Below are 23451 nucleotides of genomic sequence, written 5' to 3'. Positions count from 1 at the left end.
ACGCGCGGGACGGAACGAGTAGGCTGGTGGCAGCAGAAACGGCCGACCCCACGACCAAGGAGCATGTATGCCCATCGCCAGTCCCGAAGTGTATGCAGAGATGATCGACCGCGCGAAGACCCAGGGCTTCGCCTACCCCGCGATCAACTGCACCTCCTCGCAGACGATCAACGCGGCCATCCGCGGCTTCGCCGAGGCCGGATCCGACGGCATCGTCCAGATCTCCACCGGCGGTGCCGAGTACATGTCGGGCCCGACGATCAAGGACCGCGTGCGCGGTGCGATCGCCTTCTCCGTCTTCGCCGCCGAGGTGGCCAAGAGCTACGACGTCAACATCGCCCTGCACACCGACCACGCCCCGAAGAAGGAAGTCGAGGAGTGGGTCAAGCCCCTGCTCGCGGCCTCGACCGAGCGCGTGAAGAACGGCGGACAGCCCTACTTCCAGTCGCACATGTGGGACGGTTCCGCCGTTCCCCTCGATGAGAACCTCGTCCTCGCCGAGGAGCTGCTCGAGCTCTCGGCGGCCGCGCACTCGATCCTCGAGATCGAGGTCGGCGTCGTCGGCGGCGAAGAGGACGGCGTCGAGAACGAGATCAACGACAAGCTCTACACCACGGTCGAGGACGGGCTGGCCACCGCCAGAGCGCTCGGCACCGGTGAGAAGGGCCGCTACCTCACCGCTCTGACCTTCGGAAACGTCCACGGTGTGTACAAGCCGGGCAATGTCAGGCTGCGTCCCGAACTCCTCGGGGAGATCCAGGAGAAAGTCGGTTCCGAGGTCGGCAAGGACAAGCCCTTCGACCTCGTCTTCCACGGCGGTTCGGGTTCGAGTGCCGAGGAGATCGCCGAGGCGGTCCGCCACGGAGTCGTGAAGATGAACATCGACACCGACACCCAGTACGCCTTCACCCGCCCGATCGTCGAGCACATGCTGCGCAACTACGACGGCGTGCTCAAGATCGACGGCGAGGTCGGGAACAAGAAGCTCTACGACCCGCGCTCCTACGGCAAGGCCGCAGAGGAGAACATGGCCGCACGCGTCGTCGAAGCGTGTGAGAACCTCGGCTCGGCAGGCACCAGCCTGAAGAAGTGAGGCACGTTCTCGCAGGTGCGTGAAGCGGCCGCCGCCCGGTTTCGGGCGACGGCCGCTTCTCTGTGCCGCCTGCGGCAGGGCTCGAAAGATGGTCGCTATCGGATACTTCTTGGCAAAGAGTGGTCGCAATCGGATACTTTCAGCCTCGGAAAATATCCGATAGCGACCTATTCTGCGGTGGTGCAGCCGGTGCAGCCGGTGCAGCCGGTGCGGCCGGTGCGGTGGTGCGGGGTGTGAATGGCACGAGGCCCGGGACGCCATTGTCCCGGACCTCGTGTCGTCGCTGGTGCACCCTCAGCCTTCGGGCACCGCCTCGCCGGCCTTGAGCCGCGCCACCCGCTGATCCCAGAAGTCGGCATTGCGCACGCCGATCTTCTCGGGCTCGAACACCGGGTCCAGACCGAGCTTGGTCTGGCGCTCGAAGTCGCGCAGGAGCTTGAACGCCGGCTGCTGCAGGATGAGGATGCCGATGATGTTCAGCCAGGCCATGAGGCCCACGCCGATGTCACCGAGCGCCCAGGCGCTGCCTGCTGTCGACATCGCACCCACGGCGACGGCGATGAGGATGAGCAGCTGCAGCACGCGCTTGCCGATGGCCAGCACGAAGGTGTTCTTGACCTTGCCCAGCAGGTACACGAGGTTCGTCTCAGCCATGTAGTAGTAGGCGACGATCGTGGTCAGTGCGAAGAGGAAGATCGAGATCGCGATGAAGCTGGCGCCGAAGCCGTGGATCATCGAGTCGAGTCCCGCCTGCGGCCACTTCTCGCCCGGGGTGGCGGCGATCTCTTCGACCATCTGCCCGCGGCCGGTGCCGATGATCGTCGTGCCGTCGTCTCCGAAGACCTTGTACATGCCGGTCGAGAGGATCATGAACGCGGTCGCCGAGCACACGAAGAGAGTGTCGATGTAGACCGATCCGGCCTGCACGAGGCCCTGCTTCGACGGGTGCGAGACCTCGGCAGCCGATGCCGCGTGCGGTCCGGTTCCCTGTCCGGCCTCATTCGAGTAGATGCCGCGCTGGACGCCCCACTGCACGGCCATGCCGATGATGCCGCCGAAGGCCGCTTCCGGCCCGGCGTCGATGCCGAAGGCAGAGGTGAACATCAGCTGGAAGACCGGAACGATCTGGTCAGCGTTGATGACGGTCACGGCGATGGCCGCAACGATGTAGATGACGGCCATGAACGGCACCGCCAGCGAGGCGAAGTGCGCGATGCGCTTGATGCCGCCGACGACGATGAAGCCCATGATGATGACGAGCGCGATCGCGGTGCCCCAGGTGGGAACGCTCCAGGCGTTCTCGACGGCTCCGGAGATCGCATTGGACTGGATGCCCGGCAGCATGAAGGACATGGCGATCACGGTCACTGCAGCGAAGACCATGCCGTAGACCTTGAACAGGCCGCGCGCCTTGGTGTGGCGGTAGGCCTTCTCGAGGTAGAAGGCGGGACCGCCGCGGTACTCACCCGTGCGGGGGTCCTGCTCCTTGAAGACCTGGCCGAGCGTCGATTCGACATAGGACGTCGAGGCGCCCAGCAGCGCGGAGATCCACATCCACACGACGGCGCCGGGTCCGCCGAAGCCGATGGCCGTGGCGACACCGGCGATGTTGCCGACGCCGACGCGTCCGGCCAGGGAGATGGCCAGAGCCTGGAACGACGAGACTCCCTCATTGGAGCTCTTGCCCTTGAACATCTGCGTGAAGATCGCGGGAATCTGACGGATCTGCACCGCGCGGGAGCGGATGGTGAAGTAGACACCGGCGCCGAGGCACAGGTAGACGAGGGCGGACGACCACACCACCCCGTTGAGCCAATCGATGAAAGCGGACACGCTTCTCCATTCGTTTCTCCGAGCCGGGATCACCGACGCGGCGTTGCTGCGGGAATGTCTGTGCCAGAGAGCTGATGGCGGTGTGGGCGATCAGCTTTTCCGAGAGTTTCTCGGCAGTTCTCTGTGATGCACCTCATAAGTCAAACCGATTGTCTCCGGTGACGCAAATCGCATTCGCTCGGGTGGCCGACCAACCCGGCAAGGGAGGTTTCGCTGTGCCGGGAAGGGCCGCCTCGGCGAAGTGTTGCGATGTCGTTGCGAACTGAGTCACATCATGTGCGGCAGTTCACTATTTGGGACGCGAACCGTATGATGTGGTGCGGATCTCTTCGAGCAAAGACGACACGAAGAGCTAACTTGTAACGACAGGAACACCATGAAACGACGAACCGGTGCAAAGGCTGTGGCCATCGCCGCAGCCGGAGCTCTGCTCCTCTCCGCCTGCTCGACCTCGACGACCGGAGGCGACAGCGGGGACGACAAGGGCGGCATGCTCACAGTCGGAACCACGGACAAGGTCGTGGCGCTCGACCCGGCTGCTGCGTACGACAACGGAAGCTCGCTCGTCGAACAGCAGATCTATCCGTACATCCTCGCCTACAAGCCGGGCACGGCCGAGCTCAACCCCTCGATCGCCGAATCCGCTGACTTCACCGAACCGACGAAGTACGAAGTCAAGCTCAAGGACGGGCTCAAGTACGCCAACGGCAACGAACTGACCTCCTCGGACGTGAAGTTCTCCTTCGACCGGCAGCTGAAGATCCAGGACCCCAACGGTCCCTCCTCGCTGCTGGGCGGTCTGAAGTCCGTGGAGACCCCGGACGAGACGACCGTCGTCTTCAACCTCAAGCGCAAGAACGACCAGACCTGGCCGGGAGTCCTGGCCAGCGCCGCCGGCCCCATCGTCGACGAAGACGTGTTCTCGGCCGACAAGGTCACGGAGAATCAGGAGATCGTCGACGGCAAGGCCTTCGCCGGTCCCTACACGATCGACGGCTTCAAGTTCAACGAACTCATCACCTACAAGTCCAACCCGGACTACCAAGGCTTCATCGAACCGGCGAAGACTGAGACCGTGCAGATGAAGTACTACTCGGACGCGAACAACATGAAGCTCGACGTCCAGGAGGGCACCATCGACGTGGCCTGGCGTTCGCTGTCGGCCACCGACATCGACGACCTCGGCAAGAACGAGGACCTCAAGGTCCACAAGGGCCCCGGTGGCGAGATCCGCTACATCGTGTTCAACTACGACACGATGCCCTTCGGTGCGAAGACCGACAACGCCGATGAGAAGAAGGCGCTCGCGGTCCGACAGGCCATGGCCGACTCCGTCGACCGTCAGGCCATCGCCACTCAGGTGTACAAGGACACCTTCACACCGCTGTACTCGCATGTCCCCGAGGGACTGCCCGGCTCCGACGATCCGCTGAAGGCCGAATACGGCGACGGCAAGGGCGGAGCCGATGTCGACAAGGCGAAGAAGGCGCTCAAGGACGCGGGAGTCAAGACCCCGGTCGAGCTCAACCTGCAGTACAACCCCGACCACTACGGACCGTCCTCGGGTGATGAGTATGCGCTCGTGAAGGATCAGCTGGACAAGACCGGGCTGTTCAAGGTCAACCTGCAGTCGACCGAGTGGGTGCAGTACTCGAAGGACCGCACCGACGACGTCTACCCGATGTACCAGCTGGGCTGGTTCCCGGACTACTCGGATGCCGACAACTACCTCGTGCCGTTCTTCTACGACACCGATGAGACCCCGTCGTTCCTCGCCAACCACTACCGTGACGAGGCGATGAACAAGGAGCTCAACGCTCAGTCCTCGATCGCCGATGAGGGCAAGCGCGAGGAGGCGCTGAAGAAGATCCAGGGTCAGCTCGCCGAAGAGCTGCCGACCCTGCCTCTGCTGCAGGGCAACCAGATCGCCGTGTCCGGCAAGGACGTCAAGGGCGTCGACGACACGCTTGACCCCGCGTTCCAGTTCCGTCTGGCACTGCTGAGCAAGTGATCACCACACGAGGTGCAGGTGAGCCGGTCAGGCCGCCTGCACCTCGTGGCGCGTTCGCGCACCGAAACACACCCATAAGGAACACATGTCTGCTGCCATCAGCGAACCAGGGGCGGAGGCCGCCGAGACTTCGGTCGCGGTCAAGAAGCCCTCGGGAGGCGGTCTGGGACGCTACGTCCTCGTCCGCTTCCTCCTCATCATTCCCACCATCTTCATTCTCACCACTCTGGTGTTCTTCCTCATGCGCATCACCGGTGACCCGATCACCGCAGCGCTGGGCGGACGCCTGACGAAGGCCCAGCTGGCAGAGCGCGTCCACGCCGCCGGCTATGACCGTCCCATCCTCGTCCAGTACTTCGAATACCTGGGCAATCTGCTCAAGGGCGACTTCGGCACCGCGGTCTCCGACGGACAGCCGGTCTCGTCGATCCTGCTCAACTACGGAGCGGCGACCGTCGAGCTCGTCTTCTATGCGCTCATCGTCGCGTTCATCCTCGGCATCCCGCTGGGCATGCTCGCCGCCTACCACCGGGACAAAGCCCCGGACGCCGCGTTGCGCGTGCTCGCGATCCTCGGCTATGCGACTCCGGTGTTCTTCGCCGGCATGATCCTCAAACTCATCTTCGGAGTGTTCCTGCCCATCCTGCCGGTCGCCGGCCGCGGCACCACCGAAACCGAATACATCATGTCCGGAGTCGTCGGACCCACCCGGTTCTACCTCATCGATGCGATCCGGATCGGCAACTTCGAAGTCCTCGGTGATGTGCTCGCCCATGCTGTGCTGCCGGCGATCGCGCTCGGCGTGCTCACCGCCGGAGTCTTCCTCCGGCTCGTGCGCACGAACCTCATCGGCACGCTCGAACAGCAGTACATCGACTCCGGCCGATCCCGCGGGATCTCCGAATACCGGCTGGTCACCAAGCATGCGTACCGTCCGGCGCTGATCCCGATCATCACCGTCATGGGCATGCAGATCGCGCTCATGCTCGCCGGCGCAGTGCTCACGGAGACGACATTCGAATGGAAGGGACTCGGCTTCAAGCTCGCCGAATACCTCACCGCCCGCGACTTCGTGGCCGTGCAGGGAATCGTCGTGTTCCTCGCAATCATCGTCGCGCTCACGAACTTCCTCGTCGACGTCATCGCCGCGTTCATCGACCCGAGAGTGAGGTACTGATGACCACTCCCAACAATCCCAATCCGGAATCCGCAGAGATGACAGAACCCAATGACACCTTCGCCGGGGCGGCCCCCGGTTCCGGTGTCCCCGCCATCGCGTTCGATGACCGGGCAAAGAAGTCCTGGTTCTCCCGCTTGCCGATCATCTCCCACTTGAGACAGTCGGTCGGACTGCAGCGCGGCATGCTCATCACCGGGCTCGTGCTGTGCGGAATCGTGCTCATCTGCGCGATCTTCGCCCCGCTCATCGCCCCCTACGGGTTCAACCAGCTGGGCACCTCCGAAGGCAACTTCGGCTCGAAGCTGCCGCCCGGGGGCACCCACATCTGGGGCACGACCGTCGGCGGCTACGATGTCTTCTCCCGTGTCGTCTGGGGCGCCCAGACCGCAGTGGCCGTCATCGTCGTGGCCGTGGTCATGTCGATCTTCGCCGGTGTCATCCTCGGCCTCGTCTCCGGGTACATCGGCGGCTGGCTCGACCGCATCCTCGTCGTCATCGCCGATGCCGTCTACGCCTTCCCGACCCTGCTGCTGGCTCTGGTCATGTCGATCGCGATCTCCGGCGGCCAGTCGAGCGCGTGGGGCGGCATCGCCGCGGCCGCATTCTCGATCACCGTGGTCTTCATTCCGCAGTACTTCCGTGTCGTGCGCGCCGAGACCCTGCGGCTGAAGGCCGAACCGTTCGTCGAATCGGCGATCGTCCTCGGTGCCTCGAAGACGCGGATCATCTCCAAGCACATCTTCCGCAATGCCACGCGGACGCTGCCGCTCATCTTCACACTCAACTCCTCCGAGGCGATTCTGACCTTGGCGGGGCTCGGGTTCCTGGGCTTCGGCATCGAACCCACCTCGGCGTCGGAATGGGGCTACGACCTCAACAAGGCGCTGCCGGACGTCACATCCGGCGTGTGGTGGACCTCGGTGTTCCCGGGGCTGGCGATCGTGCTCACGGTGCTGGGCATCACCCTGGTCGGTGAGTCGATGAACGACCTCAACGACCCGCGCCTGCGCGTGCGGCGGAAAGCGAAGACGAAGAAGGTCACGACTGCGGAGGTCAAGGCATGAGCAAGAAGACACAGGCGAAGGCTGCCTCCGCGACGGGCAGCATCCTCGACGTCGACGGACTCGATGTCACCTTCTCCACCGACGGGGGCGAGGTCCACGCGGTCAAAGACGTGTCGCTGTCCGTCTCACCGGGTGAGGTGCTGGCGATCGTCGGCGAATCCGGGTCCGGCAAGACCGTGACCGCCCGGTCCATCCTCGGTCTGCTGCCGGAGACGGCCCAGCGATCAGGCGCCATCGTCATCTCGGGTGCGAACGTGCTCAGCGTCTCCGCCGAAGAGCTGCGGGCGATGCGCGGACGCGATGTGGCGATGGTCTTCCAGGAGCCCTCGACCGCACTCAACCCCGTGTACACGGTCGGCTGGCAGATCGCCGAGGGCCTGCGCGCCCACGACAGGAAGGCGAGCAAGGCCGATCTCAAGGCCCGGGTCGTCGCAGCGATGCGGCAGGTCGGGATTCCCGATGCGGAGAACCGGTTCGACTACTATCCGCACCAGTTCTCGGGCGGGCAGAAGCAGCGCATCGTCATCGCCATGGCACTCGCCCTGGGCGCGAAGCTCATCGTCGCCGACGAACCGACCACGGCCCTCGACGTCACCGTGCAGGCCGAGATCCTCGACCTGCTGCGGGAGCTGCGAGATGAGACCGGCACCTCGATCGTGCTCATCACGCACAATATGGGAGTCGTCGCCGATCTCGCCGACCGGGTGGCTGTGATGTTCCGCGGCGACCTCGTCGAGGTCTCAACCGTCGAGCAGCTCTTCAGCGACCCGCAGGAGCAGTACACCCGCGAGCTGCTGGCCGCCGTGCCGCGGATCGGCTCGACTGTCGCCGGCAGTCGGAAGGCAGCCGCCGCCGAGGCGGGGGCTCGGTCGGGGACGACCGCGGGGGAGACTCCGGCGGGGACCACCTCGGCGGGGGACGCTCAGGCCGGCACCGCCTCGGCGGGGGAGCGGGACGTGCGGGAGTCGTCGATCGTGACCGCGCGCGACCTCGACATCGTCTACCCGGGCGGCTTGGGCCGATCGGATTTCCACGCGGTGAAGAAGGTCAGCTTCGACATCAAGGCGGGCGAGGTCTACGGTCTCGTCGGCGAATCGGGGTCGGGCAAGACCACGATCGGTCGTGCGATCGCGGGCCTGACCAGGGCCAGCGGCGGCAGCCTGCAGGTGCTCGGCCATGAGATGGTCGGGTTCAGGGAACGGGAGTTCACGAAGATCCGGCGCCGGATCGGGTTCGTGTTCCAGGACCCGGCGGCCTCGTTCAACCCGCACCTGACGATCGGGGAATGCATCGCCGAACCCTTTGCGATCCACCGCCGGGAGATGAGCGCCGGCGACCGGTCGAAGCGGGTTCTCGAACTGCTCGATTCGGTGCAGCTGCCGACGGCCTATGCGGCCAGGTACCCGCACGAGCTCTCGGGCGGGCAGCGGCAGCGGGCCTCCCTGGCGCGCGGGCTGGCACTCGATCCGGAGCTGGTCATCGCCGATGAGCCGACCTCGGCGCTCGACGTGTCCGTCCAGGCGAAGGTGCTCGAGCTCTTCGTCGAGCTGCAGAACCGCTTCGACTTCGCGGCCCTGTTCATCAGCCACGATCTCGCCGTCGTCGATATGCTCTCCGATCGCATCGGGGTGCTCTTCCACGGTGAGCTGCTCGAAGAGGGCACGGGCGAGCAGGTGCTCGGGGCGCCGCGTGAGGACTATACGAAACGCCTCATCGCGTCTCTGCCGGTGCCGGATCCGGCCGAGCAGGCAAAGCGGCGTGAACTCGCCCGCTCCCTGCGCACCCCAACCCCCTCCTGAACTACTACCTGACGGGCCCCCAACACCCTGGCGCCAGGGTGTTGGGGGCCCGTCAGGTAGTAAGAGGGGTTATTTGTTGTCGGCGATGAAGTCGAGCATTCCGTCCTGATTGACCGGCAGGGCCAGCAGACGGTCGAGTTCCTCACGGGAGGGGTCGATGCCGAGGATCCGCAGCGAGTACTGAGTGAAGTCGCGCTCGATCATGTCCGGCGTGAGATCGCCCGTGGGGCGGTACCACAGCGAGAGCGAGTTGCAGATCGAGTGGATCGCACGGGTGGCCAATGCAGCGCTGTCGACCGTGAAGTCACCGGATTCGATCCCGGCGCTGACGATGTCGCCCACGATCTCGCGGGCCTCACGCTGGAGTTCCTTGACCTTCACGGCATTGTCGCCGATGAGGCTCTCGGTGTCGCGGATCAGCACAGTGGAGACCGAAACGTTCTCGATGCGGTAGCGGGCAAGATAGCGCACGGCCACGGCGAGCTGATCGACAGGGGCATCGTCGACCTCGGCGATGACCGCGCGAACGTGTTCGATGTACCACGAGTACGCGGTGTGGACGAGCTCGTAGAGCGCTTCCTGCTTCGACGGGAAGTAGTAGTAGAGTGCGGAGAGGCTCAGCCCCGCCGTCTGGGCGATGTCGCGGATGGATGCGCCGTCGAATCCCTTGTCCGCGAAAGTGTCCCGGGCCGAGCGGAGAATATTGTTGCGGCCGTTGGTTGAGCGCACGGTGACCGGTCTCCTTTGGCTTGATGTCGTCGGGGCCGACCTTGGTGTCATCGGGCCGACATTTCTATCGAACAGTCTTTCACTTGCCACACGACCTTACACGACGGATTCGGCTCTCGGGCCCGATTCCGCAGGCGACTTGCCCCGGTAATCCGAGGAAAATGTCCTGGTCGTGCGCGGGAACCGTCCCGTTCGTCCGACGAGGGTCATCGCCGAGGCGGTCGCGAGCAACACGACGATGCGCGGCTTTCGTGTGATCAGGGTCACTCTCCCGCTCGGAATGATTGATGGTTCAATTATGTTGGGAATTGAGGAATGCACAGCAGATCTGTGCCGCGGACCCCGCCCGGCGGTGCCGCATCCACCCGCGTGAGACCGACAGTCGAATTGAGGACACACATGCTCAACATTGCCATCATCCCCGGTACTTCCCGCCCGCAGGCGCTCAACCCGCAGATCGTGAGCTGGGTCGAGTCGCAGCTGGCCGCCAATGATGATGTCCGCGCCGAGGTCGTCGACTTCGGTGCTTTCGATCTGCCGCTGCTCGACGAGGTCATCCCCGCCGGCGCGAAGATGTACGCCAACGACCACACGAAGGCCTGGGGCGCGAAGCTCGAAGAGTTCGACGCCTTCATCTTCGTCACCCCTGAGTACAACCACTCGATCTCCGGTTCGCTGAAGAATGCCCTGGACTTCGTCGCCACCGAGTTCAACCACAAGGTCGCCGGCATCGTGAACTACGGCGCCGACAAGGGCGTACGCGCTGCAGAGCACCTGCGCCACATCCTCGCGAACTACAAGCTCGCCGTCGTCCGCGATCAGGCGTCGTTCTCGATCTTCGCCGATGTCGCCGACGGCACCTTCACCCCGACCGAGGTCTCGGCCGCCCCGTTCGCCTCGATGGTCGACGACATCGTCGCCTGGGGCGAGGCCCTGAAGTCCGTGCGCGAAGCCGGCGCCGAGGAGCAGGCCGCCTGAGCGCATTGAAGCTCGCATGAGGTGACCCCACAGTGGGGCGCACTGACGAATGTGAGAATGGGCCCGCCGGGCACGTGACCGGCGGGCCCTTTCGCTTACCGCAGGCACGGGCTCCTCGTCCGCTCGTTCAACGACGCGTCGGGTTTTCATGCTTGCCTCGCATCGATAATCGGATTGGTCGTTGAGCGAGGGGCAGTCGCGCGAGGAAGGTGACCGGTGCCACAGGCCTGCGCTAGAGTCTCATTGACCAATCGTTCACTCAGCGATGCGAAGGACACCCATGGATCTGCAGAACACCGTCGCCCTCGTCACCGGCGGAGCCTCCGGGCTCGGCCGTGCCACCACCGAACGGCTCCTTGCCGCAGGCGCCCAAGTCGTCATGGTCGACCTCAACGCCGAGGTGGGTGAACAGGTCGCCGCCGAACTCGGCGACGCCGCCCACTTCGTCTCCGCCGATGTCACGAACGAAGAGCAGGTCCAGGCCGCAGTCGACACCGCCACCGGCCTCGGCGCCCTGCGCGTCGTCGTCAACTGCGCCGGTGTCGCAACGCCGGGCAAGCTCGTATCGAAGAAGGGCCCGCTGCCCCTCGACGCGTTCCAGAAGGTGCTGGGCATCAACATCGTCGGCACCGTCAACGTCTGCCGCCTCGCCGCGGCCGCGATGCAGCAGCAGGAGGCCGACGGCGAAGAGCGCGGAGTCATCGTCAACACCGCCTCGGTCGCAGCCTTCGACGGACAGATCGGCCAGATCGCGTATTCGGCATCGAAGGGCGCCGTGGCCGCGGTGACCCTGCCGATGGCCCGCGAGCTCGCCGCCTCCCTCATCCGCGTCGTCACGATCGCCCCCGGCATCTTCGAGACGCCGATGATGGCCGGCCTGCCCGCCGAGGCGCAGGAATCCCTCGGCAAGTCCGTGCCCCACCCTGCCCGCCTGGGCAAGCCGGCCGAATACGCTCAGCTCGTCGAATCGATCGTGGCCAACCCGATGATCAACGGTGAGACGATCCGCCTCGATGGCGCCATCCGCATGGCCCCGAAATGATCGTCTGACACCCTCACCGAGGATGCCCTCCCCGAGGATCGCCTGACCGACAGAGCCGCCCGTTCGCATCCCAGCGGACGGGCGGTCGTCCGTTTCCGACGGGCGGCTCAGTCGCGCAGTGCCAGGCTCACCGGCTCTCGTTGACCAGCAGCGCCAGCTGCACCCGTGAGGTGACCTCGAGTTTGTCGAAGATGCGTGCAAGATGGGTCTTCACGGTCGCCGTCGAGACGAACAGCGACCTGGCCACCTGCGCGTTCGTCATTCCCTGCGCGACCGCCTCGGCGATCTCCCGCTCCCGCGTCGACAGGGACGCGAGCGGATCCGCACCCGACGCCGAGGTGGCCGGGCGGGACGTGAGCAAGGTGGCCAATGCCGTGGCCGACAGGGTCCGGGTGCCGTCGGCCGCCGCACGCACAGCATTGATGAGCTCTTCCGGCGGTGTGTCCTTGAGGATGTACCCGGCAGCTCCGGACTGCAGGGCGCGGTGGATGAAATCATCGGTGCCGAAGGCCGTGAGCATGAGCACCTGCGGGTGGTCCGGGTCGGACAGCAGCGTCTGCGCGGCCTCGAGTCCGTCGACGCGGGGCATGCGGATGTCCATGAGGACGAGATCGGGGCTCAGCCGACGGGCGAAGTCGATGGCCTCGGAACCGTCGGCCGCCTCGGCGATGACCTCGATATCATCCGCTGCACCGAGGAGGAGCTTGAGTCCCGACCGCATGAGCGATTCGTCGTCGGCGATGATGACTCGGATCGTCACGATCTCTCCTCCTGTTCGCCGGTTGGTGAAGTCCCGCCCGCACCTGCTGCGTCAGCACCCGGCGCATTGGCACCAGCCTCGTCGGCAGGTTCGGGTGCGGCGAACACGGCCGGATCGACGGGGATGCGGGCGCGGAGGGTGAATTCCGGTGACGTCGTCACTGTGAGGTCTCCGCCCATGGCCTCCATTCTCTCCCGAAGTCCGAGCAGTCCTAGTCCGGACCCAGTGACGAGCTGCTGTGCTCCGGCGCGGAAGGCCGGGGCCAGGCCCGTGTGCGGATTGCTTGCTGTGAGCACGAGGTGACCGTCGGCCTCATCGAAGCCGACCTTGATCGTCACCTTCTGGCCGGGGGCGTGTTTGACGGCGTTCGTGATCGCCTCCTGGACGAACCTGTAGATCGTCGTCTGCTCGAGCGCACCGCACCGCCGCAGCACCGCAGCGTCGACGGGGTCGAGGTAGCGCAGCTCGGCAGTGTCCCCGCGGCCGGCGACGAGGCGGTCGATATCGGGGTCGATGACCGTTCCCTGATCGTCGCTGCGCAGCATGGTGAGCACCTCACGGAGTTCGATGCCGGAACGGCGGGCGGCATCGGCGATGAGGCGCGCGCTGTCGCGCACCTCGTCGGGGTCGAGGTCCTTGCGCACGGACAGGGCGCCGGAGTACATGGCGATGACGGACAGGTGGTGGGACAGCGAATCGTGCATGTCGCGGGCGATGCCGCGGCGCACCTCGGCGATGGCACGATCCTGGCGGGAGCGTTCCCGAAGCAGGTTCTGGGCGGCGGAGTCGATGAAGCCCTGTTCGCGGGCGCCGCGGATGACGCCGATGATGACGATGACGGCGTAGAGCGTCCCGCCGACGACGAACAAGGGAAGGTCGAAGGCACCGGCCGCTCGCGGGGTGAGGACGAAGGTCGCTGAGAAGCCGGCCAATGTGGCGGCGAGACCGACGAAGTCGAGGGCCCAGCTGCGGCGGGCCGACAGCGAGACGAGCATGAAGGACGCAGCCACGGCACCGAGGACGCTGACCGTGCCGAGCAGGATCCCGATGAGTCCGACGGTGACGGGAATCCAGCCGCCGGAGCGGCGTTGGAGTGATTCGACGGACCCGTCGGCGGCGAGGAATTCCTCACCCCCGTGACCGGTGACGGTGAGGAACTCGCGCAGCTTCTCTGCGGCGAGGACCTTCGGGCGCAGCTGCTTGCGCGGAACCCGTCGCCCATCGAAGAACAGGACGATGGGCAGGCAGACGAAGGCGACGAGACCGAAGACGATATGGACGAGGAACTCGAAGAAGAGCGCGTCATCGCGGGCCTCTGCGCTGTCAACGTCCGGCCATTCGATGCCGACGACGATGAACAGCAGGAGCACACCGATGACGACAGCGATGCCTGTCCAGAGCAGGGCATGCGCGAGGGGGCGGCGGGCGGGGCGTGGTGTCACTCTTCGACCCTACCGGTGCGAGGGCCGGGAGGCTGTCGTCCGAAAGGATGAAAACTGTTCGCCCATGTGGTCGACGAGGCCCGGTCGGACACGTCCTGACGTGCACATTCACCCGATCGGATGACATGAATCATGCCCTTGGCCGATGGTCGGCGGGCCCAGAATTCGACAGGGTGGAGACATGGGAAATCAACCGCACACACTTCACCAGCATCCGACTCCGCCCTTTACGGAACCGCCCATGCCCGCTTCCGGCCGGCCGCCTCGGCGGAATCATCAGCCGCCTCGGCGCTATCACCGCCAGTTCGCCGCGCAGCCGGGCAACCGGTGGTTCAAACCGCTCCTCGTCGCCGCCCTGACCGCGGTGTTCTACCTCATCGCGCTCATCGCCCAGTTCGCGGGATTCTTCGTCTGGGCCCTGATCGCGATCGGCGCCGATGGCGACTTCGACACCTGGGTCGATACGCTCGTCGACTTCAACACGGTCACCGGGGTCCTCTTCGGACTCATCAGCGTCATCCTCATGTGGCCGGCCGCCGAGCTCGCCACCTACTGCATCTACCGCCGCTGGTTCTCCTCGATGATCTCACTTGGCCGCGGCATGCGGTGGCGCCGACTCGGTCGGTATCTGTTGTTCGGCACGGCCGTGTGGGTGGTCTGCGCGATCGTCATGGTCCTCTTCTCCGATGGGGCGATGAGCGATCTGACCTCGGGAATCGTGTGGAACCAGCACGTGCTCGCGATGCTCATCGCCTTCGTCCTCCTCGTCCCATTCCAGGCGACTGCCGAGGAGATCGTCTTCCGCGGCCTGGCCATGAACGTCATCGGCGCCTGGCTGCGCCACCCTGCGTGGGCAGTGCTCATCCCTGTGCCGTTCTTCGTCTTCGGCCACATCTACGACCTGCCCGGACTCATCGACGTCGGCATCTTCGCCGTCATCGTCGGAACGCTGACGGTCATCACGGGCGGACTCGAGGCCGGGATCGCGTTCCACATCGTCAACAACCTCTTCGCCTTTGCCCTCGGAGTGCTCGCCGGAGCCGATCTCAACGCGACGAGCTCGCCGACGGCCGAGGTCGTCATGTCGATCGCTGCGCCGATCGTCTTCGCCGTCATCGTCGTCTTCGACCACCGTCGCCGAGGTGGGGCATCGTCTCGCATGGACGAACTTTCCCTTCACCGAGGCGGCCCGGCCGACAGTGAACCCTCACGTCCCCGCGGGGACGGGTCCGTTTATGCGGGAGCCGGCGCGCACAGTGAGGTCAGTGCCGACACCGAGGGGAGAACGAGCTTCTGATGAGCTACTACAGCGAACTCGCGCAGAACCTGCGCCGGCGCGGATGCGAAGAGGACCAGGTCCTCGCTGTCCTCCACGAGGTCAGGGACACGACGGAGACGGCAGGCACGACGCCCGAGGCGAAGTTCGGCACGCCCGAAGAGCAGGCCGCGAAGTTCAGTGGAAAGCGCGCACGGTCCGGGGGACAGACGACGCTCAACGTGTTCGGATTCCTCGGCGTCTGCTGTGTGGTTGTCTATGCGATCTGGCCGGGCGTGTTCGACTTCACGAATCCTGTGCTGAGGAACTTCGGCGGCATGATCGCACTGCTCATCCTGCTCATCATCGGCGCTTTCGTCGCAGGGTTCATCGACACCCGGGTGCCGAAGGAGTTCGGCGACTCTCGCGTGGACGACGGCTGACCGCCGACCCGAGTGCGACCGGCGGCCGGCGAACAGTTCAGTGTCGTGGAGGCTCGGACTGCGACACGGTCGCGGAGGCGTCCGGCGGCGTCGGGTCCACGGCCAGAAGTCGATCGACGAGCTCATCGGCCGTGATGCCCTCGGCTTGAGCCGCGGCTTCGAGGCGGGCGAGGGTCGATGGCGAGAGCGTTGAGGGAGGGAGCGTCGAACCGGCTCGCTCCGGCGCAGAGGGCGCAGCGCTCGCGACCGCCGGCTTCGTCCCGGCCTTGAGCAGCAGCGAAGTCAGCGGCACCACGACGACTCCGAGTGCCGCGAGGATCCACACGATGCCGTTGAGCCGGTTCAGCCATTCGAGTTCCCACGTCGATTCCACCCAGATCGTGACGAGGACCAGGCAGGTGCCTAGCGCGAGCAGTCCGAGAGTGATCGGCAATCCGATCCGCACCACCCATGACCTGGGCACCAGCAGCAGAATGAGCGAACTCACCGAGGCGACAGCGGTGAGGAGCGCAACCGAGGACAGCACTTGGAAGAGGATCTCCTCGAGCTCAAGGCTGTCCGGATTCATATAGGGGTCGCCCCAGATGAACCACAGACTCAACGCCATTGTGACGACGGCGAGTGCGATCGTGGTGATCCCGAACCACTTGGCCCGGCGGCCGATGAGCGTGGCCCCGCAGAACGCTGCGACACTGATGGCCCCGGTCAGGGCCGTTGTCCAGATGACGTTAAAGGTCGCATCGGATTCGATGTCGCCGAGCAGGACGATGATCCCACCGACGGCCGCCAAACTGAACGCCACCACGATGACGATGGCGATCGTGCGGCGCAGAACCCGAACTGCCCGAGCCGGCTCATGAACCACAGATGCTGCGCGTCCCGCTGGGCCGTCAGACCGACCGGAGACCTCCGGCGTCGGCGAGAGCGAAGACTGGGAAGAGGACGGAGATGGCTGTGACATGGGGAACAGTCCTTCCGGCAGGGAAGCAGGTGGGGACGTTCAGTATGACATCGAAGCGGCGACCCCACCCCGACCCGCTGGAGCCAACCCCGACCCGCTGGAGCCTGGTGCGGCACGGACCTCACTCCATCGGCAGCGACGCCCTGACCTCGAAACCTCGGCGCTCCGTCGGACCCACCTGCAGGTTCCCGCCCAAGGCCTCGACGCGATCGCGCATCCCCTTGAGCCCGAATCCCCCGCCGAGGTGGTGCTGCCCACCCGCAGGCGCCTCGCCGTCGGGTTCCCCGTTGAGGACGGTGATCTCGAGCCGGGTCCCGATGACCGTGACGGTGACCGCCACCGGGGCACCGGGCGCATGCCGCAGCGCATTCGACAGGCTCTCCTGCACAACCCGGAAGGCCGTGAGACTCGTCGTCGGCGGCAGGTCGAGGGAACCGTCGGGTAAGTCGAGCTCGACGACGGCACCGGAACCGCGAGTGACGTCGACGAGTGCTGGAATGTCCTCGACAGTCGGCTGGGGAGCCAGGTCGGCATCCCGTCCACCGCGGAGGATCGCAAGCAGTCCGCGCATCTCGGTCAGTGCCTGTCTGGCCGATGAGGCCATCGAATCGAATTCGCCGAGGCTGCGCTCATCGAGTCCGGGCAGACGATACTTTGCCGTCGTGGCCTGCACGCTGATGACCGACATGCTGTGGGCGACGACATCATGGAGTTCCTGAGCGATCCGGTTGCGCTCCTCGAGCTCCTGCCGTTTCGCCAGCTCCGCGGCGCTGAGCTCACGTTCGGTCTCGAGCTGCCGGCGGCCTTGGATGAGGAGGTTGCCGATGACGCCGATGATCCCGATGCCGGCGGCGATGGCCGCAGTGGCGATGACATTCGACATGGCCCCGGGCAACCCGCCGGCATGCGGCAGGAGAAGGGCGAGAACGCCGATGACCGCACTTGCCGACCACAGCGCCACGAGGTGGATCCAGCGGTGACGCAGACCGATGATGAGGTGGAGGAACACCAGCGCCAGCAGCGAGGTGACGGTGAACGGTCGCACTTCCCCCGAGATGTCCACGGTGAGCAGTATGCTCACGATCTGAGCTGCGAGGCCGAGGCCGATCGCCGGGATCGGCCACCGCACGGCAAGGACGAGGGCGGCGCTCTGAGCCAGCGCAATGAGCATTGCGAAGACCGTCGGAACGTCGTAGAGAACCGTCGTCACCGGCCACGAGATGGCCACGAGCACGGCTCCGACGAACACGGAGATCAGCCAGAACCACCCCTCACCGCCGGCGATCACCCGGAACCTCGACGGATTCGGTGACGTTTCGGGAGTCGCTGACGGCACGGCGGGCGCACCGGACGACTGGGCCTGCGTCTTCGCTGCCGAAACCGCGGCGGTCGGAGCGTTCCGACGATCGCCCGGGTTCTGCGCAGCACCTGCTCCCTCGAAATCGTGGGACAGGGCAGCACGGATCGAAACGATCTCGAGCAGTGCCATGGCATGGAGGATGAAGGGGAAAGTGAGAAGCAGGATGATCCCGACGATGAACTGGAAGGTCGCCTCGGCGGAGAACCCGAGATCCGTGACCGGGGAGTTCGTCACCCAGGCGACAACCCAGTCGACGGTGTTTCCGCCTCCATCCGGGACGAACGCGCCCCAGAAGAAGTGCGTGATCCCGCCCAGCCCGCCGAAGAACCACGCGGCAACCACGGAGAACGTGAGGATCCGGATCGGCAGGGCGAACACGGCTTCGAAGAGCAGGTCCAACCACGCACGGGCATCGGACAGCGGAGCCAACCACCAGCGGAGGCCACTTCTGCGGGGACGATGCTCCGCCTCGGTGATGGGAGCACCCCAGGCGCGGGCACGAGCCCGGGAGAGGTTGCCGAATGCACGGGCGACGGTGAGAGTCAGCGGCAGGAGGAGCAGACCGACCCAGACGATGACCGTGGCGATCGAGACGGAGAACAGGGTGATGAGCACCGGGAACGCGATGAGGGAGATGAGCAGGCTCGGCGCGACCAGAACGGCATCCCGGCCGAGGTTGTGCCACAACCGGCCCCACCAGGACCGTTCCCGGGCCCAAGGGGTCCGCGGTGGCGGACCGTCGGGCTGGCTGAACGGCTGTGGCTCTGCTGGGCGGGGCACCTCTTCAGCGTACGGGGTTCCGGACCGGGGCGCACCGGTCGAAGAGACGGGAGCTGCGGGTGTGGGGGAGTGGTTCATGACTGGGTTCCTTGGTGGAGTGTGCGGAGGGTGGGTGCGGCAGCAGCGGTGGCGGTGGCCGCCGGTGTGGTGGCAGTGTCGGCAGCGCCTGCGGCAGGCGCACCAGGCAGGGCGGATGTCCGGGCACTGAGCACCTTCGGGTGGAAGCGGGAGAGCATCCACACCCCGCCGACGCCGATTCCGGCCGAGGCGAGCAGTCCGAGGGTGGCCAGGGGTGTCAGGCCCGTGTACTCACCGAAGAAGCCGGCGCCGATGATGACGGCGACGATCGGATCGATGACCGTGAGCCCGGCGAGCACGGTCTCGGCCGGGCCGCAGGCATACGCGGTCTGGACGAGCCAGAATCCCGCCGCCGAGGCCAATCCCACAGCAGTCAGCAGCAGCCACCACCGCAGGCCCAGCGCGTCGAGCCCGGGCAGTCCGGCGACGACGACCGATCGGGCGAGGACGTGGGTGGCCGCAGCGACCGTGCCGAAGACGATCCCGGTCATGACGACACGCGGAATGTGACCGGCCGAGCTGATGGAGAACAGCCCGGCGAAGAGGCTGAGTGCGACGAGCACGGCGAGCAGCCACGTCACGGACTGCTCGGTGGCGACGATATCGTGGGCGAATCTCGCCGAGGTGGTCACGAAGGAGAACACCCCGAACAGGGTGACCGCGATGCTGATGAGCAGGGGAGCGCCGAGGCGCAGCCCGAAGAAGCGTCGACCGATGAGGACCGCGAAGACGAGGGACACCGCGCCGATCGGTTGGACGATGGAGACCGGGCCGAGACCCAGGGCGATGACATTGAGCACCGTGACCAGCCCCATGAGGCCCAGCCCGGTCAGCCACGTGGCCCGGCGGCGCAGACCGGGAGCCATGGCGGCGACGGCATGCTGTTGGAAGTGGGTTCCCAGGGCCAGGCAGAACGCTGCTGCGGTGGCGAGGACGACGGCGGAGATGATCATGGCTCGAACCTTAAGGAGCCAGTGTGCGCGCACACATCATACGCAGGAGTGAAATGAGCTCCGCTGGTGTCCCCCGAAAGGATGAAATTCGCCCGAACTGCGGTGTCCGGACCGGATTCTCGCGGTTTTCGCGGGTTCTTCGTCGCGGGCCTCCGGTAGGTTGGGACCATGCCGGGAATTGAGGATGCGAAGGACGGGGACGGGGGAGCCGCCTCGGCGAGTGTGCCCCCACCGTCGGCGACGACGATCCGGGTGGCGATCGTCGACGATCAGGCGATGGTCCGGCAGGGTTTCGGGGCGCTGTTGGACGCGCAGACGGACATGCAGGTCGTCGGCAGCGCCGATGACGGATCGGCCGTCATCGACCTCGTCCGCCGCACGGATCCCGAGGTCATCCTCATGGACATCCGGATGCCGAACCTCAACGGCCTCGACGCCACCCGCGCGATCTTCAACATGCCCGGGGTCCACCCGCGCGTCATCATGCTCACGACCTTCGACGCCGACGAATACGTGTTCTCAGCCCTGCGTGCCGGGGCCAGCGGGTTCCTCCTCAAGGACGCCACCGCCGAAGATCTCATCACCGCCGTGCGCGTCGTCGCCGGCGGGGAGTCGCTGCTCGCGCCCTCGGTGACCAGGCGGCTCATCGCCGAATACGTCGCCGGACCCACCGTGGCCAAGGACACCGCGGTGCTCGGGCAGCTGACCGACCGTGAGATCGACGTGATGACCTTGGTCGCGAAAGGCCATGCCAACGCCGAGGTGGCCGAACAGCTCTACCTCGCCGAGCAGACAGTGAAGACCCACGTCTCCCGGATCCTTGCGAAGCTGGGGCTGCGCGACCGCACCCAGATCGTCGTCGCCGCCTACGAGTCCGGGCTGGTTGTCGCGGGGAGCTGAGGGTCCCAGTCGACGCTCCGCAGGCGGATTCCGGTTGCTCTCCGCAGGGCGGCTCAGGTGGTCAAAATGGTCACGCATTCTTGCCGGGAGCGTGACTATTTCGACCACTGAGGCGACTGCGGAGCGGTTGACCAGGCGGTTGGTCAGGGACTGAGGCTGACAGCGTCAGCATGGAGAGCTCGCGTCCGTTGGGGAGTGTCGCGCATACTGGTGGGATGGCGAAGACATGGCTGTCCATCGATGTCGAACTGCTCAGCGGACGAGGCAACACACTGTGGCCGCGTCCGGGCCGGTCCTTCTTGGTCGGGCCCTCACACACATTCGCCGATCTTGCCGGCGCCATCAACACGGCCTTCGCCCGTTGGGATCTCGCGCACCTCTCGGTCTTCACCCTGGCCGACGGGCGAACAATCACAGATGAGGAGAGCGCCGAGGAATTCGCCGCCTCGGAGTTCGGGCCGCTCCAGGAGACACTCGACTTCACGCGGGTGAAGGTGACGCGCACAGTGAAGCCCGGCGACGAATTCAGATTCACCTTCGACCTCGGCGACGACTGGACCCACAAGTGCGTGGTGGCGGCAAGCAAGGTCGATCCCGTCGCGATGTTCGGGGAAACACCTCGTCGCCTCGTCGCCCATTGGGGCTGGGGTGCGATGCCCGATCAATACGGCCGCCGGTGGCCCAACGATGACGGGACGGAAGCGACTCCACCCGAACCGAAGACCGTCGAGCCGATGGCGGGCAGGTTCTGGCCCGACGATGCTGAGCGTCCGTTCGTCGACGCCAGAGACCTTCGGGCCGCCACCGCAGCGAGAGACGTCGACCGCCTTGTCGCAGCGCTGCTCGGCAGACAGATCGACGAGGCGCTCCAACTGTCGGGCGCGGGCCTGTCCATGGCGCTCGACAGAGACCGGGACAAGGTGGAGACGATGGCGCTGTCTGTCGTGAATCGACTGACCTTCCGCGGTTTCCCCGGTGACAGCGAACTCTCCGCCGCGCTGCTGGCCAAGCTGCGGAACGAACCGGCTCCCGGTCGCGACCTGGATGTCGATATCGAAATGCTCTCCATGGTTCACGAAGGGTCGTTCGATGAGTCGGACGGAGGCTATATCGACCTTGAGACCGGCGATGTCATCGACGCCATGGTGGTGGACTACGGCGATGCGGACATCGACGTCAGCGAGGACCCGGACCGGTGGGCGAGGTTCGACCGAGCCGAAACCAGGGATGCCTGGAAAGACATGGAGGCCTTCGTCTCAGGACTGCGCGATCCGGAGATCCGCGATCGCGGACTGATGGCGATCGAAGGCACCGGAGCCTTTCGACGCTTCCGGCGATTCACCGACGACCACGACCTCGGCGACCGGTGGATGCAGTTCTCCGACGACCGGAAATACGGACGCGCACGGCTGATCCTCGCCGAGAACGGGATCAGAGTCGTGTGAGGGGCAGGACTTCGCCGCTTAGGTGGTCGAAATGGTCACGTCGGCCGCGGGCAGCACGTGACCATTTCGACCACCTAGGGTCATGCGCGACGGGGGCCGCGGCCCTGAACAGGACCGCGACCGCGTCAGTCCCGGGCGAAGCCGGCGCCGAGGTCCTTGACGATCGTCTCGGCTGAGCCTTCGCGCGCTCCCCGGTAGCCGGTTCCGGCCCAGAGATGCAGACCGTGTGGATCATCGGCCTTCTTCGCTGCGGCCCGGAACTCCTTCGTCAGGTGGTGCACCGCCGGATAGGCGTCGACGGCCACCGGATCGAAGCGGCGCACGAAGTCATTGACCAGAGCCCGCGCCGGCCGACCGGTGAATGCGCGTGTCAGCTGGGTTTCGGAGAACTCCTCGGAGGCCAGAGCGGCACGGTACGTGGCCGAGGTGCCCGCCTCATCGGAGCGCAGCAGCAGCGTGCCGACGACGACGGCGCTCGCCCCGGCGTCGATGAGCTCGGCGACCATGGCCTCACCATCGACTCCGCCTCCCGCTGCCACGGGCAGGTCCACCTCGGCGAGGATGTCGCGGACGAGATCGACGGTGGCACGGTCATCGATCGTCCGCGTCGGATCGGCGGTGCCCGAATGCCCGCCGGCGCGCGGGCCCTGGACGATGAGCCCGTCGACTCCGCGTTCGGCGGCCACGCGGGCCTCCGGCACCGAGGTGACGGTGGCGATGATCTGACTGCCGACGGCATGGAGACGATCGACCGCCTCGGCGGTGGGCAGGTTGAAGGTCATCGAGACCACGGGCACCGGATGGTCGATGAGCCAATCGAGTTTGGCGTCGAAATGGTCATCGTCGTCGACAGGTTCGGGGTTGAGCGTGACTCCGCGTTCGGCAGCTGCCGGTTCGAGTGCGGTGACGAAGTCGGCGAAGGCCTCGTGGTCGATGGGGGCAGGGTTCGGGGCGAAGAGATTGACTCCGAAGACGTCGGTGGTCTCCCGCATCCGCTCGACCAGCGAGGCCAGGGCCTCGGCCGTGAGGTACCCGCCGGCGACGAAGGGGAAACCGCCGGCCCGGGCGACCGCCTCGGTGAGTTCCGGCGTCGTCGTCCCACCGGCCATGGGAGCGCCGATGATCGGCAGGGTGGTCTTCTCGAAGGCGATCGTCACGGGTGTCTCTCCTTGAAGTCGGGTGTGCTCATCGCCATTCTCACACGAGCGGCGGGAGTATCCGTTCTTCAACGTCAGGCATCCCTCCCAGGTATCGGTCGGCGGAGTCGAGTTCGGCTCTGCAGTGTGATGCGGCGGACCGAACATGGTTCCTAACTTCGGAGGCATCGCAATTCGACACCTCGAAA

Annotated in this window: 19 protein-coding genes; 11 read left to right on the top strand and 8 right to left on the bottom strand. The window is 65.9% G+C overall.

Annotated features, from left to right (window positions below):
• Positions 1-67 precede the first annotated feature (67 nt).
• Entirely contained in the window at positions 68-1093 is a 1026-nt protein-coding gene (gene fbaA, locus L1F31_RS16910) for a class II fructose-bisphosphate aldolase (RefSeq protein ID WP_265418385.1), read from the top strand.
• A 294-nt stretch (positions 1094-1387) separates the two neighbouring features.
• On the opposite strand, the gene L1F31_RS16905 is transcribed toward fbaA, so the two are convergent.
• Positions 1388-2926: an alanine/glycine:cation symporter family protein gene (locus L1F31_RS16905; protein WP_265418384.1), complete on the bottom strand. Its 1539-nt coding sequence runs from the start codon at positions 2924-2926 to the stop codon at positions 1388-1390.
• Positions 2927-3302: 376 nt separating this feature from the next.
• Between L1F31_RS16905 and L1F31_RS16900 the strand changes: the two genes are divergently transcribed.
• The 4 genes from L1F31_RS16900 (at position 3303) to L1F31_RS16885 (ending at position 8980) form a co-directional block, all read left to right on the top strand.
• Complete coding sequence (locus L1F31_RS16900; RefSeq protein ID WP_265418383.1) at positions 3303-4937, top strand: ABC transporter substrate-binding protein; 1635 nt, start codon at positions 3303-3305, stop codon at positions 4935-4937.
• An 85-nt stretch (positions 4938-5022) separates the two neighbouring features.
• On the top strand, positions 5023-6114 hold the full coding sequence (locus tag L1F31_RS16895) for an ABC transporter permease (protein WP_265418382.1): 1092 nt from the start codon (positions 5023-5025) through the stop codon (positions 6112-6114).
• On the top strand, positions 6114-7181 hold the full coding sequence (locus L1F31_RS16890) for an ABC transporter permease (protein ID WP_265418381.1): 1068 nt from the start codon (positions 6114-6116) through the stop codon (positions 7179-7181). Before L1F31_RS16895 ends, L1F31_RS16890 begins: the two co-directional genes overlap by 1 nt.
• Positions 7178-8980 (top strand): dipeptide ABC transporter ATP-binding protein, encoded by a 1803-nt coding sequence (locus tag L1F31_RS16885; RefSeq protein WP_265418380.1) that lies wholly within the window; start codon positions 7178-7180, stop codon positions 8978-8980. Before L1F31_RS16890 ends, L1F31_RS16885 begins: the two co-directional genes overlap by 4 nt.
• A gap of 69 nt (positions 8981-9049) precedes the next feature.
• On the opposite strand, the gene L1F31_RS16880 is transcribed toward L1F31_RS16885, so the two are convergent.
• Positions 9050-9709: a TetR/AcrR family transcriptional regulator gene (locus tag L1F31_RS16880; protein WP_265418379.1), complete on the bottom strand. Its 660-nt coding sequence runs from the start codon at positions 9707-9709 to the stop codon at positions 9050-9052.
• Between the two features lie 399 nt (positions 9710-10108).
• Here L1F31_RS16880 and L1F31_RS16875 point away from each other — a divergent pair, with 399 nt between their 5' ends.
• Positions 10109-10687: an NADPH-dependent FMN reductase gene (locus L1F31_RS16875; RefSeq protein ID WP_265418378.1), complete on the top strand. Its 579-nt coding sequence runs from the start codon at positions 10109-10111 to the stop codon at positions 10685-10687.
• A 280-nt stretch (positions 10688-10967) separates the two neighbouring features.
• The gene (locus L1F31_RS16870) at positions 10968-11729 is read left to right on the top strand and encodes an SDR family NAD(P)-dependent oxidoreductase (protein ID WP_265418377.1); all 762 of its coding nucleotides are present in this window, start codon (positions 10968-10970) and stop codon (positions 11727-11729) included.
• A 127-nt stretch (positions 11730-11856) separates the two neighbouring features.
• Here the strand turns inward: L1F31_RS16870 and L1F31_RS16865 are convergent, their stop codons facing one another.
• On the bottom strand, positions 11857-12489 hold the full coding sequence (locus L1F31_RS16865) for a response regulator (protein WP_265418376.1): 633 nt from the start codon (positions 12487-12489) through the stop codon (positions 11857-11859).
• Positions 12486-13931: a sensor histidine kinase gene (locus L1F31_RS16860; RefSeq protein ID WP_265418375.1), complete on the bottom strand. Its 1446-nt coding sequence runs from the start codon at positions 13929-13931 to the stop codon at positions 12486-12488. Before L1F31_RS16860 ends, L1F31_RS16865 begins: the two co-directional genes overlap by 4 nt.
• Before the next feature lie 241 nt (positions 13932-14172).
• On the opposite strand from L1F31_RS16860, the gene L1F31_RS16855 reads away from it, so the two are divergent.
• Entirely contained in the window at positions 14173-15228 is a 1056-nt protein-coding gene (locus tag L1F31_RS16855; protein ID WP_265418374.1) for a CPBP family intramembrane glutamic endopeptidase, read from the top strand.
• Positions 15228-15629, top strand: a complete 402-nt coding sequence (locus L1F31_RS16850) for a hypothetical protein (protein WP_265418373.1) — start codon at positions 15228-15230, stop codon at positions 15627-15629. The genes L1F31_RS16855 and L1F31_RS16850 overlap by 1 nt, the downstream gene beginning before the upstream one ends.
• Positions 15630-15666: 37 nt before the next feature.
• Here the strand turns inward: L1F31_RS16850 and L1F31_RS16845 are convergent, their stop codons facing one another.
• The 3 genes from L1F31_RS16845 to L1F31_RS16835 form a co-directional block, all read right to left on the bottom strand.
• Positions 15667-16494 carry a hypothetical protein gene (locus tag L1F31_RS16845; protein WP_265418372.1) on the bottom strand — a complete coding sequence of 276 codons (828 nt, stop codon included), beginning with the start codon at positions 16492-16494 and terminating at the stop codon, positions 15667-15669.
• A 217-nt stretch (positions 16495-16711) separates the two neighbouring features.
• Positions 16712-18808 (bottom strand): sensor histidine kinase, encoded by a 2097-nt coding sequence (locus tag L1F31_RS16840; RefSeq protein WP_265418371.1) that lies wholly within the window; start codon positions 18806-18808, stop codon positions 16712-16714.
• Positions 18805-19761, bottom strand: coding sequence for a DMT family protein (locus tag L1F31_RS16835; RefSeq protein ID WP_265418370.1), 957 nt, complete (start codon positions 19759-19761; stop codon positions 18805-18807). Before L1F31_RS16835 ends, L1F31_RS16840 begins: the two co-directional genes overlap by 4 nt.
• 168 nt (positions 19762-19929) lie before the next feature.
• Between L1F31_RS16835 and L1F31_RS16830 the strand changes: the two genes are divergently transcribed.
• Together L1F31_RS16830 and L1F31_RS16825 are read left to right on the top strand one after the other, a co-directional pair.
• Complete coding sequence (locus L1F31_RS16830) at positions 19930-20661, top strand: response regulator (protein WP_265418369.1); 732 nt, start codon at positions 19930-19932, stop codon at positions 20659-20661.
• Positions 20662-20876: 215 nt separating this feature from the next.
• Positions 20877-22106: a UPF0158 family protein gene (locus L1F31_RS16825; protein WP_265418368.1), complete on the top strand. Its 1230-nt coding sequence runs from the start codon at positions 20877-20879 to the stop codon at positions 22104-22106.
• A gap of 125 nt (positions 22107-22231) precedes the next feature.
• Here the strand turns inward: L1F31_RS16825 and L1F31_RS16820 are convergent, their stop codons facing one another.
• The gene (locus tag L1F31_RS16820; protein ID WP_265418367.1) at positions 22232-23263 is read right to left on the bottom strand and encodes an NAD(P)H-dependent flavin oxidoreductase; all 1032 of its coding nucleotides are present in this window, start codon (positions 23261-23263) and stop codon (positions 22232-22234) included.
• Positions 23264-23451: the final 188 nt, after the last annotated feature.

This window comes from Brevibacterium spongiae (assembly GCF_026168515.1).
GTDB lineage: Bacteria > Actinomycetota > Actinomycetes > Actinomycetales > Brevibacteriaceae > Brevibacterium > Brevibacterium spongiae.
This window is presented reverse-complemented; position numbering and strand designations above follow the sequence as displayed.